Below are 16,364 nucleotides of genomic sequence, written 5' to 3' on the forward strand. Positions count from 1 at the left end.
GCGCCGCTCCCCGGCAGGGCGGCGGACGGCGGGCCCGCCGGGCGGGCGCCCCGGCGGCGACCCCCGCGGCCGGCGGCGACGGCGGACCAGCGGACGGCACGGAGGGCGCGGCCGTCCCCGCGCCCCGCGACGGCGGCTCGCGCCGCGCGGGTACCCGGCGCCAGCAGCGCGTGCGCGGGCGCTCCAAAACCCGCCGCATCCTGCTGTGGACCAGCGGCAGCCTGGCCCTCCTCATCCTGGGCACGGCCGGCGCCGGCTACCTCTACTACCAGCACCTCAACGGCAACATAGAGAAGGACGATCTCAACCTCGGCGAGAACCAGTTGGACAAGAGCGCGCCCAACGCCGACGGCGACCGGCCGCTGAACATCCTGCTGCTCGGCTCGGACAGCCGGAACAGCGAGGAGAACATCAAGCTCGGCGGGTCCCGCAAGGACCGCGACCGCAAGCCGCTCGCCGACGTCCAGATGCTGGTGCACGTCTCGGCCGACCGCAGCAACATGTCGGTGGTCAGCATCCCGCGCGACACCCGCGTCACCATCCCCAAGTGCACCGACAGCGACGGCACGGTCTACCCGGAGTCGGACCGCAACATCATCAACTCCAGCCTCCAGAACGGCGGCCCCGGCTGCACGGTGGCCACCTGGGAGGCGCTCTCCGGAGTGCCCATCGACCACTTCATGATGATCGACTTCGCCGGTGTGGTGGACATGGCGGACGCGGTGGGCGGCGTCCCGGTCTGCGTCGACAACAACGTGAAGGACCCCGACTCCGGGCTGCGCCTGGAGAAGGGCGAGAAGGAGATCAAGGGGAAGCAGGCGCTCCAGTGGCTGCGCACCCGACACGGCTTCGAGGACGGCAGCGACATCGGCCGCGCCAAGGCGCAGCACATGTACATGAACGCGATGGTGCGCCAGCTCAAGTCCGGCACCAAGCTGAGCGACCCGGGCAAGCTGATGGACCTGGCCGAGTCGGCGACCAAGGCGCTCAAGGTCGACTACGGCCTGGGCACCGTCAAGAAGCTGTACGACCTGGGCAACGACCTCAAGCAGGTACCCACCAAGCGCATCACCATGACGACCATGCCGTGGGTGCCCGACCCGCAGAACAAAGCGCACGTCGTCCCCAAGCCGGGCGACGCGGACACCCTCTTCGAGATGATCCGCGAGGACATCGCCCTGGACGGCAAGGACAAGAAGAAGAAGCTCCACCCGAAGAAGACCCACAAGCCCGCCACGCCGGCGGCGCCCAAGGAGGAGATCGCCGTCGCCGTGCAGAACGGCACCGGCACCCCGTCGCTGGCGGCCGTCCCGCGGCGCGCCTCGGTCATCGCGGACGCCCTGATCGCCGGCGGCTTCACGCAGGCCATCGCGGACACCACGCCCAAGCCGCAGTCCACGACGACGATCGCCTTCGGCGCCGAGGAGCAGCGCGCCAACGCGCTGGCCGTCGCCAAGGCGCTCGGCCTGCCGGACCGCGCCGTCCAACTCGTGCCGGGCCAGCCGCAGGTGACGGTGGTCGTCGGCGCCGACTGGCGCGAGGGCACGAGCTACCCGGCCGCATCGGGCGGCAGCACCTCGCCGGACGGCAGCAGCACCCCGGCCACCGACGCCTCCGGCTCCCCGGACGCATCGGACGGGGGCACCGCAGCGGAGGAGGGCAAGGAGGCCAAGACCCCCGACAGCGCGGGCGCCCTCAACGGCGACGACACCTCGGCCTGCATGAAGGTGAACCCGGTCTACACGTTCTGACCGCGGACGCGGTGTGCGTGGCGGGGGCGCCGGCACGGGCCGCCCGCGGTGGGTGCGTACGCGGTGGACGCGCACGAGGTGGAACGGGTCGTACGAGACTGGCGGGCACGGCCCGTTCTCGTACGACCCGTTTCCGCATGTCCCGTACCCGCACGGCCCGCACCGTACGGCCCCTTCCCGTAAGCCCCGCGCCCGTACGGCGTCCCCGGTGCGGTGGGCCGGATGAACTCCTGGTCGCAGCCGTCCCGTTGTCCCCGTGCCGCGCGCCGGGAACCGGCAGCGGAGGGCGATCGGGGCGATCGGCCCGGCCGGGTCCTGGGCGCCGGCGCGGAGGGCCGCGGCGTCGCCGCCGACCGGAGGTCAGCCCTCGGGGGTGCGGGGGCACGCGCGTACGGAGGTCCCCGCCCAGGTGACCACGTCGGCGCCGGACGCGTTACCGCGAATGGGGGACTCCACCCCGTACCGGGCGAGTGGCCCGGAGCCACGCCGGGTGTGGAGCGCCCCGCCGCCGGTCATATGGACCTACGATGCATCCATTGCGGGTGATTTACGGCAAATCGCCCGCCGGGTGCTCCGCCACCGACCGACGACCTGCACCACGTTCCCGAGCCCCGCCACCGCGCGCCACTCCCCCACCGGCCTCGCCCGCCCCGCCCGTCCCCACCTTCCCGCGTCCGCCAGCCCAGCCAGTCGTGGAGGTCCCCGCCCGTGCCCCAACCGGCCCGCTCTCCCCGCCCGCCCCACCAGCGCCAGCGCAAGGCGCCACCGCCGCCGCGCCGGCCCCGGTGGGGACGCAGGCTCGCCCTGGGCGCTGCCGCGACGGTGCTGGTCACCGGCGGGGTCGGGCACGCGGTGGTGGCCGGTCTTGAGCGCGGCATCGAACGGGTCGACCCGTTCGGCGCGCTCGACCAGCGCCCGGCGGCCGGCGACGGCACCAACTTCCTGCTCGCCGGCACCGACGGGCGCGACAAGATCTCACCGGCCGAGCGGGCCGCGTACCGGCTCGGCGGCGCGCCCTGCCACTGCACCGACACCCTGATGCTCGTCCACCTCTCCGCCAAGCGGGACCGCGCCAGCATCATCAGCCTGCCGCGCGACTCGTACGCGGAGATTCCCGCCTACCGGGACCCGAAGACCGGGGCGTTGCGCCGCACCCACCCGCAGAAGATCAACGCGGCGTACGCGGAGGGCGGCCCAAGCCTGACCGTCCGCACCGTCGAGCACATGACCAGCGTGCACGTCGACCACTACCTGGAGGTCGACTTCACCAGCTTCATGCGGACCGTGGACGCAGTGGGCGGCGTCGAGGTGTGCACCGCGCGCCCGCTCAAGGACCGCTACACGGGGCTCGACCTGAGCGCCGGCCGGCACCGGCTCGGCGGCGGCGAAGCCCTCCAGTACGTGCGCTCGCGCCACGTCGACGGCGCCGCCGACCTCGGGCGCATACAGCGCCAGCAGCGGTTCCTCGCCGCGCTCATCGACAAGGTGACCGACACCGGGGTGCTGCTCAACCCGGTCAAGTTCGGCAAGGTGGCCTCGTCGCTGCTGGGCTCGGTACGGGCCGACCGCCAGTTGGGCAGCACCGAGCTGATCGAGTTCGGCAAGGCGATGCGGAACTTCACGCCGGCCTCGTCGGAGTTCACCTCGGTGCCCATCGGCGACGTGAGCTTCCCGGTGCCGGGCGTCGGCTCGACCGTGCGCTGGGACGAGGCCAAGGCCGACCGGCTGTTCCGCGCCGTCCGCGAGGACCGGCCGCTCGCCCCGCACCGCACCGAGCGGCCCCGGGCCGCCACCGTACGGGTCGACCCGGCGCAGATCCGGGTCCAGGTCTTCAACGGCACCGGCCGCACCGGGCTCGGCGCCAGGACCGACCGCGCGCTCCGCGCGACCGGCTTCGCCACCACCGGCACGCCCCGCAACGCGCCCCGCGCGCCCCAGGTCAAGGGCGCCGTCCCCGGTGCCGACCGGCCCGCCACCCGCACGGTCATCGCGTACGACCCGCGCTGGGACGACTCGGCCCGCTCGCTGGCCACCGCCGTACCCGGCGCTGACCTGCGCCCCGTCAAGGGTCAGGGACGGGTCCTGCGCCTCACCGTCGGCACCGACCACCAGGCCGTCCGCCGGGTCCGCCCCGAGACCCCGGCCACCCCGCCCGGCGAGGCCCGCCACGGCGACGAGGTGAACTGCGGCTAGCGGCCAACCGAGCGCCCGGCCGGCCGCCCGGTCACTCGTCCGGCCGCTGCGCGCGCAGTTCCTGGATGGCGCGGCGGCGGGCGAGGCGGTGGGTGCGGCGGATCTGGGCCTCCTGGAAGCGGCGGGCGTTGCGCTCCGAGTCGGGCAGGACCGGCGGCACGCCGCGCGGCTTGCCGTCCGCGTCGACCGCGGCGAAGACCAGGTAGGCGCTGCCGACCTGGGTCGCGGGCGTCGACTCGTTCCAGCGCTCGGCCATCACCCGGACGCCGATCTCCATGGAGGTCCGGCCCGTCCAGTTGACCTGCGCGTGGACGTGTACGAGGTCACCGACGCGGACCGGTGACAGGAAGGCCATCTCGTCCATGGAGGCGGTCACGGCCGGCCCGCCGGAGTGCCGGCCGGCGACGGCACCGGCCGCGTCGTCGACCAGTTTCATGATCACGCCGCCGTGCACGGTGCCGAGGAGGTTGGTGTCTGCCGCCGTCATGATGTGGGACAGCGTGGTTCGGGAAGCCGCGGTCGGCTTGCCCGGTATCGCTGCCTCCGTGGCCTGGGCCTGATTGGTCATGTCCACTACCTTATGCGCCCCCGTAATGCATCAGCTCTGCAACAGCCGCGCCCCAAGATGACCCCCGCGCTGTGAGCCAGTTGGCGGTACCGGGCAAACTTCGACTATGAGCAATTGGCCCGAGGGGTGGACCAGCGACAGCGACCGGGAGCGGAACGGCGGCGCCGGTCGCGGTCCCGCACCCGATATCGCGCGTTCCATGCCGCACGTCCGCCGGGACCCGGCCGGCGGCGGCCGTCAAGGCGAGCCGCCGCTGCCGCCCGGAATGTCGCCGCGCGGGCCGGTCCCGCAGCGGCAGCAGCCCCCCGGGCCCTACGGTGCGCACGCCGGCGACGGCTACCAGGACGCGCAGGGCGACGACGACGGCTACAACACCGGCCAGGTCTACGGCGCGGGCCGCGGCCCGCTCCCCGCCGACCGGGGGCGCGGTGACGGCCAGCCGCCGCAGGGCACGCCGCCCGGGCCGCCGCGGGCCCGCCCGAACTGGCGCAAGCGCATCACCATCGGTGTGATCAGCGTCTTCGCCTTCTTGCTGATCGTCTCCATCGGCACCTACTTCTGGGCCGACTCCAAGCTCAAGCGCGAGGTCGACCTGGGCGCGGTGGAGGACCGGCCGGACGGCGGCAAGGGCACCAACTACCTGATCGTCGGATCCGACAGCCGCGAGGGCATGTCCGACCAGGAGAAGAAGGACCTGCACACCGGCTCGGCCGAGGGCAAGCGCACCGACTCGATGATGATCCTGCACGTCGGTGACAACGGGAACACCATGGTCAGCCTGCCGCGCGACTCCTGGGTCACGATCCCGGCGTTCACCGGTTCGGAGTCCGGCAAGCGCATCCCCGAACAGCAGCACAAGCTGAACGCGTCGTTCGCGATCCAGGGCCCCGAGCTGCTGGTCCGCACGATCGAGTACAACACCGGCCTGAAGATCGACCACTACGCGGAGATCGGCTTCGGCGGCTTCGCGAAGATCGTGGACGCGGTCGGCGGCGTCGAGATGGACATCCCGCGCGACATCAAGGACAAGAAGTCGGGCGCCGACTTCAAGAAGGGCAAGCAGACGCTGGACGGCAAGGAGGCGCTGGCCTTCGTCCGGAACCGGTACGAGGCCGGCAGCGACCTGGAGCGCACCAAGAACCAGCAGAAGTTCCTGTCGACGCTGGCCTCCCAGGCGGCCACCCCGTCCACCATCCTCAACCCGTTCCGGCTCTACCCGACGATGGGCGCCGGCCTCGACTCGCTCATCGTCGACAAGGACATGAGCCTGTGGAAGCTGCGGTCGATGTTCTGGGCGATGAAGGGCGTCACCGGCGGCGACGGCAAGCAGATGAACATGCCGGTCGCCAACCCCGGCTACGCGACCTCCAAGGGCTCGGCCGTGCTGTGGGACATGCCGAAGGTCAAGCAGTTGATCGAGCAGCTCAAGAACGACGAGAAGGTCACCGTTTCGAGCAAGTGAGACGGGTAGGCGGGGCCCGGCGCCCCTGAGATGACGGCGGCCGTACGACTTGCGGGCCCCGGCGGATGCGTTCCGCCGGGGCCCGCGGTCGTGTGCGGACGGGATGTCTGTGCGGGGGTGGAGGCGTGGTGTGCGTGCTCCGGGCACGGCTCGCGGCGCTGCGGCCCGGCGGCGGACATCGGTCGCGGCGGGGCCGGTACGGGTCCGGATGCGAGGTGGGACCGATGCGAGGAACCTGGAGGGGAGAGCAGAGCCAGTTCGGCAAGGAGGACGCCATGTCCATGCTCGACAAGCTGAAGAGCATGCTCAAGGGGCACGAGGACACCGCGCGCAAGGGCATCGACAAGGCCGGCGACGCCGTGGACCGCAAGACGGGCGGCAAGTACAGCGACAAGATCGACTCGGCCCAGCAGCGGCTCAGCGACCAGATGGACAAGCGCCAGGACGGCTCCGACCGCTAACCCCCCAGCGCCCGGACCCTTCCTTGCGAGCGGCCGGGAAGGGCCCGGGCACGTGTGGCTTGTGTTGCGAAGCTAGGCTCGACGGCATCACACGCCTTCCTGATCATCCTCCGCGCCACGGCCTCCCGTACGCAGTACACACCTGCCCCCTTGTCGGGCCCCGTCTCCCCCTGATCGCCCCGTGGGGCAACCGGACGCGCGGCCATACAGCTCTGAGCTGCAAAAACACCCCCTTGCAGGGGATCTTCCCCAGGAACTAGCCCGCATGATCATGCGGGCTAGTTCCTGGTCATGTGGCCACGGACAGTCAGGGAGCCCAGGTTGGCCGAACCGCTGACACTCGATGCGGGCAGGCGCGACGATGAGTCAGCACTGATCCCGCAAGATCGCGCAACTGACTCGACAGGAGAGACAGCCGTGGCTCTAGAGTTCATCGGGATCGACCCTGAGACGGAGAAGGACGGCTCACCCACGGTGTGGGTGGAGGAGGAGACAGCGGACCTGATCTTCCAGGGCGAGAAAGCAGACGCGGTACTGGCTGCTCTGGTGGGTGGCCAGAGCTGGGCACCTGATCACTCGGCGGGAATTCCCGCTCACGAGTGGGTCATGCGGGTTCCGGCACGCATGGTGCCGATCATCAGGAAGGCGTGTGATGTCGCAGAGCGTAGGGCGGCTCGTAGTTCCGAGCTTTGATGAGCTGCTGGCCCACAGCACTCACTCAGCGGTGCACCTGGAGATGCGTGACGCCTACGGCGTCGGGGGCGAGTCGTCGGGCTTCGCTCACTGGCTCCGCACCGGGGAACGGGACAACGACCCGAACTCGGATTACTGGCGTGACTGGGTACAGATGATCCGGGCCACAGTAGACCGTGGCGTGGTCATCCGGCGTGCCCGAATCGTCTCGGAGCCGGTGACCGACTACATCCGGTACGAGCATGGAGGCACGAACGTCAACATTGCCTCCGGCGAGCTGGTCCGATGGCTCCCCCGTCGGCAGGCGTCTGACATCGCGCTACCCGGTAACGACTTCTGGGTGTTCGATGGCAAGACTGTAGTGTTCAACCACTTCACTGGGAGCGGGGATTGGGCTGAGCCACCCAAGGAGCTGCGGACTGAGCCTGCGGTGGCGAGGCTGTGCACCTCGGCCTTTGAGGCGGTGTGGGACCGGGCCATCCCCCACGAGAAGTTCTCTGTCTGACCGTCCTCGCCACGCGCGACCACCGGACCACCCACTCATGTCGCCAACCTCTGCGTCGTCAAGTGCCCAGGCTGCCCGCAAGGCGCTCGCTGAGCGTCTCCGAAATCTCCGCCGGGATGCTCAGCTCAACGGCCGTGAGCTGTCGGCACGTTGTGGGTGGCACCCGGCGAAGACATCCCGTATCCAAGACGCCAAGGTTGCGCCCTCAGAGGCGGACATCAGGACCTGGTGCGCTGCCTGTGGTGCAGAGGATCAGGTGGCCGACCTGGTTGCGGCATCCCGTGCCGTTGAGTCCATGTACGTCGAGTGGAAGCGGTTGAAGTCGGCCGGGCTCCGGAGCCTCCAAGACTCCTACGCCACTCTGTATGAGCAGACGGAACTGTTCCGCTTCTACACCTCCGACGTGATCCCTGGGGTTCTCCAGACGCCCGCCTACGTGCGAGCAATCATGTCCCGGTCGGCCGGAGCAGGCCGCTCCGAGGAAGACCTGGAACGAGCCATCGAAGCCAAGATGGAACGGGCCAACGTCATCCGGCGGGGAACCCACCGGTTCCTGTTCTTGCTCGAAGAGTCGGTGCTGAGATACCGGCTCGGAGACGCTGAGGCAATGGCTGGTCAACTCGGTCACCTGCTCTCCGTGATCTCGTTGCCCCGAGTGAGCTTGGGCGTGATCCCACTCAACGTCAGCCGAACCCTGTGGCCGGTCGAGTCCTTCCGGATCTACGACGAAGCCCGCGTGCAAATGGAGCTTGTGACCGCCGCGGTCAACGTGACCACCCCGAGCGAAGTCCACGAGTACCTGAAGACGTTCGCTGAGCTGCAACGATGTGCCGTGTACGGGCCGCACGCACGCAGCTTGATCACAACAGCGATCGCTGCCCTCGGCTAACCGGTCCGCAATTACCTGCAACTTTCTCGCACCAGGTACCGCCCGGTCTCTAGCGTCTTCGCCGTGACCTCGTACACCGAAGCAGTTGATCACGCGCACGACGAAGGGGTGGGCACGACAGCTGGGGGAGTTCGACGTCACGGCGTAGGGAGTCGTCAGACAGCAGTGCCCCTTGTGTGGTGCCAGGGCGGAGCACGACCCCGAGCGCTCTGAGGTGGTGCGCTGTATGTCGTGCTGAGAGGTGTGGGCGCTGCCGACTGATCGACGGTGCCCAGGGCGGGGCACATTCGCCCCCGCTCTGCGGCTGCTGGAGGAGTACCGGGACCTGAACCGCTGAGCAAGCAAAGGTACGCCTCTCTGCGGCGTGATCACGGTTTCATCCACGTCGGACGCACCAGGGACGGCAACGCCGTGGTCATGCGCAAGGGCGACAAGTGGACCGTCGTCCCGCTCCGCTGGCTCACCGAGGAGGCCGTGGACACCATCAAGACCCAGGCCGGAATCAGCCTCGTCTGAGTCGGTCGTCCAACAGCAAAGGAACGCCCCTGCCGTTCTCGGCAGGGGCGTTCTTTGGTTCCTTGGAGGCTCAGAGCAGCGCTGTGAAGGGGTTGGTGCTGGCGAGTGGCATGGCGCCCATGATCAGCCCAAGACGGATCCGAACGGACCAAAAGCCGATCACAGCTCGCTTGCCATTCAAAAATGGCCGCTGACCTGCAAAAACCCCGCTACGGCAAGTTCCTCGCCATCACGATCCGCTGCACCTGGTTCGTGCCCTCATAAATCTGCGTGATCTTGGCGTCGCGCATCATCCGCTCCACCGGGTAGTCGCGCGTGTAGCCGTAGCCGCCGAGGAGTTGGACCGCGTCCGTGGTGATTTCCATGGCCGCGTCGGAGGCGTAGCACTTGGCTGCGGCGCCGTAGAACGTCAGGTCCTCGTCGGGGCCGCCGGCCGCGATGCGCTCGGACTTGGCCGCCGCCGCGTACGTGAGCTGGCGGGCCGCCTCCAGCTTCATCGCCATGTCGGCCAGCATGAACTGCACGCCCTGGAAGTCGCCGATCGGCTTGCCGAACTGCTTGCGCTCCTTGACGTACCCCTTGGCGTAGTCCAGCGCGCCCTGCGCGATGCCGAGGGCCTGGGCGGCGATGGTGATGCGGGTGTGGTCGAGGGTCTTCATCGCCGTGGCGAAGCCGGTGCCCTCGGGGCCGAGCAGGCGGTCCGCGGGGATGCGGACGTTGTCGAAGTAGACCTCGCGGGTCGGCGAGCCCTTGATGCCGAGCTTCTTCTCCGGGGCGCCGAAGGAGACGCCCTCGTCGCCCTTCTCGACGACGAACGCCGAGATGCCCTTCGAGCGCTTCTCCGGGTCGGTGACGGCCATCACCGTGTAGTAGTCGGAGACGCCCGCGTTGGTGATCCAGCGCTTCACGCCGTTCAGGACGTAGAAGTCGCCGTCGCGCACCGCCTTGGTCTTCATGCCGGCCGCGTCCGAGCCGGCGTCCGGCTCGGAGAGACAGTACGAGAACATCGCGTCGCCCTTGGCCAGCGGCGCCAGGTACTTCTTCTTCAGCTCCTCGGAGCCGGAGAGGATGACCGGGAGCGAGCCGAGCTTGTTGACGGCCGGGATCAGCGAGGAGGACGCGCAGACGCGGGCCACTTCCTCGATGACGATGACCGTGGCGAGGGCGTCGGCCCCGGCCCCGCCGTACGACTCGGGGACGTGCACCGCGTGCAGGTCGTTGGCGACCAGCGCGTCCAGCGCCTCCTGCGGGAAGCGGCCCTCCTCGTCGACCTCGGCCGCGAAGGGTGCGATCTTCGCCTCGGCGAGGGCACGCACCGACTCGCGGAGCATGTCGTGCTCCTCGGCCGGGCGGTAGAGGTCGAATCCGACAGTGTTCTTCTCCGCGGAGGCCACGGCGTCCTCACTCCCTGAGTATGCATACCCGAGCGTTAATAACCGTTAAGTAACCCAATCTTAGGGGCGGGGCCCAGGTCGGGGTACGTGACTTAGCCGACAGCAGCCCGATTGCCAGGTCAAGCCCCCGACTATGCTCGGGCACCGCAGCGCCGCATCCCGCCCCCAGCCACCGCACGATGGAGCTCCGCATGGCCCCCAAGATCACTGTGATCGGCACCGGATACCTGGGCGCGACCCACGCCGCGGCCATGGCCGAGCTCGGGTTTCAGGTGCTGGGCCTTGACGTCGTGCCCCAGAAGGTGGAACTGCTCTCCAGCGGCCGGGTGCCGATGTACGAGCCGGGGCTCGAAGAGCTGCTGCGCCAGCACGTCGCCGGGCTGCCCGGCTCCTCGGGGCGGCTCCGCTTCACCACCTCCTACCAGGAGGTCGCCGACTTCGGCGACGTGCACTTCGTCTGTGTCAACACCCCGCAGAAGCAGGGCGAGTACGCCTGCGACATGCGCTTCGTCGACAGCGCCTTCGAGACGCTGGCGCCGCTGCTGCGCCGGCCCGCGCTGGTGGTCGGCAAGTCCACCGTGCCGGTCGGCAGCGCGGCCCGGCTCGCCGTGCTGCTGAGCGAGTTGGCGCCGGTCGGGGCCGACGCCGAGCTGGCCTGGAACCCGGAGTTCCTGCGCGAGGGGTTCGCCGTCGAGGACACCCTGCACCCGGACCGGATCGTCGCCGGCGTCACCAGCGAGCGCGCCGAGCGCGCGCTGCGCGAGGTGTACGCGACGCCGATCGCCGCGGGGTCGCCGTTCGTGGTGACCGACTTCCCGACCGCCGAGCTGGTCAAGACCTCCGCCAACTCCTTCCTCGCCACCAAGATCTCCTTCATCAACGCGATGGCCGAGGTCTGCGAGGCCGCCGACGGCGACGTGGTGAAGCTGGCCGAGGCGATCGGCCACGACGAGCGCATCGGGAGCAAGTTCCTGCGGGCCGGCATCGGGTTCGGCGGCGGCTGTCTGCCGAAGGACATCCGCGCCTTCATGGCCCGCGCCGGCGAGCTCGGCGCCGACCAGGCGCTGACCTTCCTGCGCGAGGTCGACTCGATCAACATGCGCCGCCGCAGCCACATGGTCGAGCTGGCCAGGGAGGCGGTCGGCGGCTCCTTCCTCGGCAAGCGGGTCGCGGTGCTCGGGGCCGCGTTCAAGCCCGACTCGGACGACGTACGGGACTCGCCCGCGCTCAACGTGGCCGGGCAGATCCACCTCCAGGGGGCGCAGGTCACGGTCTTCGACCCGAAGGGGATGGAGAACGCGCGCGCCCTCTTCCCGACCCTGCGGTACGCGCCGAGCGCCCTGGAGGCGGCGCGCGGGGCGCACGTGGTGCTGCACCTGACGGAGTGGCGCGAGTTCCGCGAGCTTGACCCGGCCGAGCTCGGCGCCGTCGTGGACGAGCGCCGCGTCCTGGACGGCCGCAACGCGCTCGACCCCGAGCTGTGGCGCAAGGCCGGCTGGACGTACCGCGCGCTGGGGCGCCCGCGGGTGTAGCGGCCGGCCCGGCGGGGCCCCTACGGCGCGGGGTGGACCAGGCGCGTGTCGTACGCCAGGATCACCGCCTGCACCCGGTCGCGGGCGCCCGTCTTGGCCAGGATGCGGCCGATATGGGTCTTCACGGTGGACTCCGCGAGCCGTAGCCGGCTGCTGATCTCGGCGTTGGACCAGCCCCTGCCGACCACCGTCAGGATCTCCCGCTCCCGCTCGGTGAGGGCGGCCAGCCGCGGATCGGGCCCGCCGTCCGTGCCCGGCCCGCCACCGCCCGGGGCCGGCAGCCGCTCCGCGTACGCGTCGAGCAGCCGGCGGGTCAGACCGGGGGCGACCACCGCATCGCCGCCGGCCACCGCCCGGATGCCGGCCAGCAGCTCCTCCGGCTGGGCGTCCTTGACCAGGAAGCCGCTGGCCCCGGCGCGCAGCCCGGCGTACGCGTACTCGTCCAGGTCGAACGTGGTGAGGATCAGCACCCGGCTGCGGTCGCCGGAGGCGACGATGCGGCGGGTGGCCTCCACGCCGTCCACGCCCGGCATCCGGACGTCCATCAGGACGACGTCGGGGCGCAGCTCGGCGGTCTTGCGGACGGCCGCCGCGCCGTTGTCCGCCTCCCCCAGCACCACCACGTCGTCCTGGCTCTCCAACAGCATCCGGAAGCCGAGCCGCTGGAGCGGCTGGTCGTCCACGATGAGGACGGTGGTCATGACGCGGCCCCCGATCCCCGCCGAGAACCGCCCGGCGGCCCCGGTGGGAGTGGCTTGGTTGGGTGGGTTGGTTCGCGGAGTGGAGTGGCTGGTGAGGGTGGTGGGGTGGTGCCGGGGGTGGGTAGTTCGAGCCGTACGGTCCAGCCACCGGCCGGGCGCGGGCCGGCCGTCAGGGTGCCGTCGTAGAGCGCGGCCCGCTCCCGCATGCCCCGCAGGCCGCGGCCCGGGTGGGGGACGGCGGGTGCGGAGTCGGACGGGCTCGCCGGGTCGTACGGGCCGGGTGGGCCGCCGCCCCGTACGGCGTCCGGCCCGGTACCGGCGCCCGCGCGCGTGCGCGTGCCCGTGCCCGGCTCCTTGCCCGTCTGCGCGTCCCTGCCCGTGCCCGCGCGCGTGCCCGGCCCCGTGCGCGTACGAACCAGGTCCGTACGGCCCGTGTCCGTACCCGCGCCGCGCGTGCCCGTGCCCCTGGGCTGCCCGCTCGACGTACGGCCCGTGTCCGTGACCGTCACGGACAGCGCGCGCGGCGCGTGGCGCACCTCGACCGTGGCCGTGGCGCGCGGGCCGGCGTGTTTGAGGGTGTTGGTCAGGGCCTCCTGGACGACCCGGTAGACCGTCAGTTCGCGGCCGGGCGGGCCCGTCGCCGGCGTGCCGTGCTCGGTGAGGTGTACGGGCAGGCCGGCGGCGCGTACCCGGTCGATGAGGGTGCCGAGGTCGGCGAGGGTGGGCTGGGGGCCGAGTTCCGGGCCCGGCGGTTGGTCGGCGTGGTCGTCGCGGAGGACGCCGAGCAGCCTGCGCAGTTCGTCCAGCGCCTGCCGGCTGGTGGCGCCGATCGCCGCCAGTGCCTGTGCCGCGCGCTCGGGGCGTTTGCGGGCCGCGTACGAACCGCCGTCCGCGAGGCCGGTGATGACCGACAGGTGGTGTCCGATGATGTCGTGCATCTCGCGCGCTATGCGGGTGCGTTCGGCCGCGGCGGCCAGTTGTGCCTGCTGGTCGCGCTCCACTTCGAGTTGGCGGGCCCGCTCCACGAGTGCGGCCGTGTAGTCGCGGCGGCTGCGCACCACGATGCCGAGCAGCGCCGCCACCAGGCCGGCGGTGACGGTGGGGAAGAACGCCTGCCCCCAGTCACCGGTCGGCCAGCGCGTCGCGCCGACCGCCGACTGGGCGACGACCAGCGCCCCGGCGACCGCCAGGGCCCGCCCCGGCAGCCGCAGCGCCACGTGGAAGACCACCACCAACTGCCCCAACTGGCCGACCTGGAGCCGGGTCCCCGCCCACGCGTCCACCAGCCCGAGCACCGCCATGGCGACGAACGCGGCCAGCGGGCGCCTGCGGTGCCACCACAGGGCCAGGACGAAGCCCGCAGCCAGGGCCGCGACGAGCGCCACCGGGACCGTGCCGGAGTGCGCGATGTGCCGCCAGTTGCCGCCGCCCACGTCCACGCAGGCGCCGAGGCCGAACACCGCCGTCAGCAGCGCGTCCCACAGTGCCGGGCGGGCGGTGTCCACGGCGCGCGCCCCCTGCACGACCCGGTGCACCAGCCGAATCGGGTACGGGCCGCCCGGCGTCCACTCCTGCGCCCCACCCAGCACGCTCATCCCCTGCGTCCCTCCCGTCCCCCGGTACCGCCCCCGACTCCCCCGGGCGCCCCTATCCCTGGCGCGCCCCGTGCCCTCCGCACGCCCCCATCCTGCCGCCCGCGTGCGCCGGGGCGGCGGGCGCAGCGGCCCACCGAGGGAACCTGAGCCGGGCGGGCGGCCGGCCCGCCCCGACAGCCCCGACAGCCCCGACAGCCCCGACACGGCGTACGCCACCCCCGTACGCGTACGCCACACCCACCCCCGCGCCCGGGCCCGCCCCGGCGGTCCGCCCTCACACGTCGCGGCGCCCCAGCAGCAGCGCCGCGGCGACCAGCGTGGCCGCCACCCAGCAGCACAGCGCGAGCAGCGCCGGGCCGGGGGACAGCAGGTCCGGGCCCGGGTCCACGAGCAGCAGCGCGTGCGCGGCCTGGCTCGGCAGACAGGCGACCACGTCGTCGACCCCGTCGTACGGCAGCAGGCCCACCACCTCGGGCAGCACCAGCACCGCGCCGATGTACGCGCCGATCGCCGCCGGGACGCTGCGCAGCAGGGCGCCGAGGCCCAGGCACAGCAGGCCGTGCAGGGCGATGCCGAGCGCCGCGCCGCACAGTGCGCGGGGCACGCCCGGGTCGCCGAAGCCGGCCGCGCGGTCCGTCCCCGACAGGAAGAGTTGGGCGAGCGGGAAGGTGAGGAAGACGGTCACGAGCAGGACGACGAGCGAGACGCCGCCGAAGACGACCGCCTTGGCCCACAGCACCATCCGGCGCCGCGGTACGGCCGTGAGGGTGGCTCTGACCAGCCCTGACGCGTACTCCCCCGCGGTCGCCAGCACCCCGAGCACGGCGATGGTGAGCTGGCCGAACTGGGTGCCGAGCAGGGTGAACTCGACGGGTTCCACGTCCCCGTCGCCGCCGCCGGACTCGTAACTGGCGGCGACCGCCGCCCCGAGCACGGCGGTGACCAGCACGGTCGCGCCGAATCCGTACCAGGTCGAGCGCAGCGACCACAGCTTGGCCCACTCCGCGCGGACCACGCGCGGCCAGGTCACCCGGAAGTCGGCCGGCGCGCCGCCGGCGGCCGACTGTCGGGACGGGGCGAGGGGGCCGCCGGCCGGGGCGCTCATGCGGAGGCCCCCTGCGCTCCGGCGTCCCCCGGCCCGTCACCCGGTCGCGCCGCGTACTCCGACTCGTCCCGCGTGAGCTCCATGAACGCCTCCTCCAACGAGGCGCGGCGCGGGGTCAGTTCGTGGATCGGCAGGGCGTGGGCTGCGGCGGTGTCGCCGATGTGGCGGCCGTCGACGCCGGTGACCCGCAGCGTGTCGGGGCCGTGGGCGGTGACGCGTACCCCGGGGCCGGCCAGCAGGGCGCGCAGCCGGTCCGCCTCCGGCGAGACCACCGTGACCTCCCCGACCCCCGCGTCCTGCACGAACTGCCGCACGGTGGTGTCGGCCAGCAGCCGGCCCCGGCCGATGATGATCAGGTGCTCGGCGGTCAGCGCCATCTCGCTCATCAGGTGCGAGGAGACGAAGACGGTGCGGCCCTCGGCGGCGAGCGCCTTCAGCAGGTTGCGGATCCACAGCACGCCCTCCGGGTCGAGCCCGTTGACCGGCTCGTCCAGGATGACCGTGGCCGGGTCGGCGAGCAGCGCGGCGGCGATGCCCAGGCGCTGCCCCATGCCGAGGCTGAACCCCTTGACCCGCCGGTCGGCCGCGTCGCCGAGGCCCACCCGCTCGATCACGGCGGAGACCCGGCGGCGCGGGATGCCGTGCGTGTGGGCGAGGGCCGTCAGATGCGCGCGGGCCGTGCGCCCCGGGTGGATCGAGCGCGCCTCAAGGAGCGCGCCGGCCTGGCACAGCGGCGCCCGGTGCGCGACGTACGCGCGGTCGCCGATGGTGGCCCGGCCGCTGGTGGGGGCGTCGAGGCCGAGCAGCATCCGCATCGTCGTCGACTTGCCCGCGCCGTTGGGGCCGAGGAACCCGGTCACCGTGCCCGGCCGCACGGTGAACGTCAGGTCCCGTACGACGGTCCGCTCCCCGTACCGCTTGGTGAGCCCGTACGCCCTGATCATCGCTGTACTCCCGATCGTCCGGCCCGCCGCCGGCCGCGCGCCATCGCCCGCGGCC

At 71.8% G+C, this 16,364-nt stretch carries 14 protein-coding genes; 8 read left to right on the forward strand and 6 right to left on the reverse strand.

Annotated elements, in window-relative coordinates; all coding sequences use genetic code 11:
- A partial coding sequence (locus tag ACMA1D_RS31170; protein ID WP_414727339.1) for an LCP family protein occupies positions 1–1,751 on the forward strand: 1,751 nt, incomplete at its 5' end.
- 708 nt (positions 1,752–2,459) lie between these two features.
- Entirely contained in the window at positions 2,460–3,944 is a 1,485-nt protein-coding gene (locus ACMA1D_RS31175; protein WP_414727340.1) for an LCP family protein, read from the forward strand.
- 31 nt (positions 3,945–3,975) lie between these two features.
- Here the strand turns inward: ACMA1D_RS31175 and ACMA1D_RS31180 are convergent, their stop codons facing one another.
- Entirely contained in the window at positions 3,976–4,512 is a 537-nt protein-coding gene (locus ACMA1D_RS31180; RefSeq protein ID WP_349995885.1) for an acyl-CoA thioesterase, read from the reverse strand.
- Between the two features lie 106 nt (positions 4,513–4,618).
- Between ACMA1D_RS31180 and ACMA1D_RS31185 the strand changes: the two genes are divergently transcribed.
- From ACMA1D_RS31185 to ACMA1D_RS31205, 5 genes are all read left to right on the forward strand, one after another.
- Positions 4,619–5,974 (forward strand): LCP family protein, encoded by a 1,356-nt coding sequence (locus ACMA1D_RS31185; RefSeq protein ID WP_414727341.1) that lies wholly within the window; start codon positions 4,619–4,621, stop codon positions 5,972–5,974.
- Positions 5,975–6,198: 224 nt separating this feature from the next.
- Positions 6,199–6,435: an antitoxin gene (locus ACMA1D_RS31190; RefSeq protein WP_414727342.1), complete on the forward strand. Its 237-nt coding sequence runs from the start codon at positions 6,199–6,201 to the stop codon at positions 6,433–6,435.
- A gap of 417 nt (positions 6,436–6,852) precedes the next feature.
- A complete protein-coding gene (locus ACMA1D_RS31195) occupies positions 6,853–7,128 on the forward strand; it encodes a hypothetical protein (protein ID WP_414727349.1) in 276 nt (91 codons plus the stop codon).
- Complete coding sequence (locus tag ACMA1D_RS31200; protein ID WP_414727343.1) at positions 7,088–7,633, forward strand: DUF6879 family protein; 546 nt, start codon at positions 7,088–7,090, stop codon at positions 7,631–7,633. Before ACMA1D_RS31195 ends, ACMA1D_RS31200 begins: the two co-directional genes overlap by 41 nt.
- Positions 7,634–7,670: 37 nt before the next feature.
- Positions 7,671–8,522 (forward strand): helix-turn-helix domain-containing protein, encoded by an 852-nt coding sequence (locus ACMA1D_RS31205; protein WP_414727344.1) that lies wholly within the window; start codon positions 7,671–7,673, stop codon positions 8,520–8,522.
- Between the two features lie 725 nt (positions 8,523–9,247).
- Here ACMA1D_RS31205 and ACMA1D_RS31210 read toward each other — a convergent pair.
- A complete protein-coding gene (locus ACMA1D_RS31210; protein WP_414727350.1) occupies positions 9,248–10,369 on the reverse strand; it encodes an acyl-CoA dehydrogenase family protein in 1,122 nt (373 codons plus the stop codon).
- Positions 10,370–10,623: 254 nt separating this feature from the next.
- Between ACMA1D_RS31210 and ACMA1D_RS31215 the strand changes: the two genes are divergently transcribed.
- On the forward strand, positions 10,624–11,964 hold the full coding sequence (locus ACMA1D_RS31215) for a UDP-glucose dehydrogenase family protein (protein WP_414727345.1): 1,341 nt from the start codon (positions 10,624–10,626) through the stop codon (positions 11,962–11,964).
- Between the two features lie 20 nt (positions 11,965–11,984).
- Here the strand turns inward: ACMA1D_RS31215 and ACMA1D_RS31220 are convergent, their stop codons facing one another.
- The 4 genes from ACMA1D_RS31220 to ACMA1D_RS31235 form a co-directional block, all read right to left on the reverse strand.
- Entirely contained in the window at positions 11,985–12,665 is a 681-nt protein-coding gene (locus ACMA1D_RS31220; RefSeq protein ID WP_414727346.1) for a response regulator, read from the reverse strand.
- Positions 12,662–14,260, reverse strand: coding sequence for a sensor histidine kinase (locus ACMA1D_RS31225; protein ID WP_414727347.1), 1,599 nt, complete (start codon positions 14,258–14,260; stop codon positions 12,662–12,664). Before ACMA1D_RS31225 ends, ACMA1D_RS31220 begins: the two co-directional genes overlap by 4 nt.
- A gap of 274 nt (positions 14,261–14,534) precedes the next feature.
- Complete coding sequence (locus tag ACMA1D_RS31230; RefSeq protein ID WP_414727348.1) at positions 14,535–15,365, reverse strand: ABC transporter permease; 831 nt, start codon at positions 15,363–15,365, stop codon at positions 14,535–14,537.
- Entirely contained in the window at positions 15,362–16,309 is a 948-nt protein-coding gene (locus ACMA1D_RS31235; RefSeq protein WP_414727351.1) for an ATP-binding cassette domain-containing protein, read from the reverse strand. Before ACMA1D_RS31235 ends, ACMA1D_RS31230 begins: the two co-directional genes overlap by 4 nt.
- Positions 16,310–16,364: the final 55 nt, after the last annotated feature.

It is taken from the genome of Streptomyces sp. 796.1 (assembly GCF_047525675.1).
Classification (GTDB): domain Bacteria; phylum Actinomycetota; class Actinomycetes; order Streptomycetales; family Streptomycetaceae; genus Streptomyces.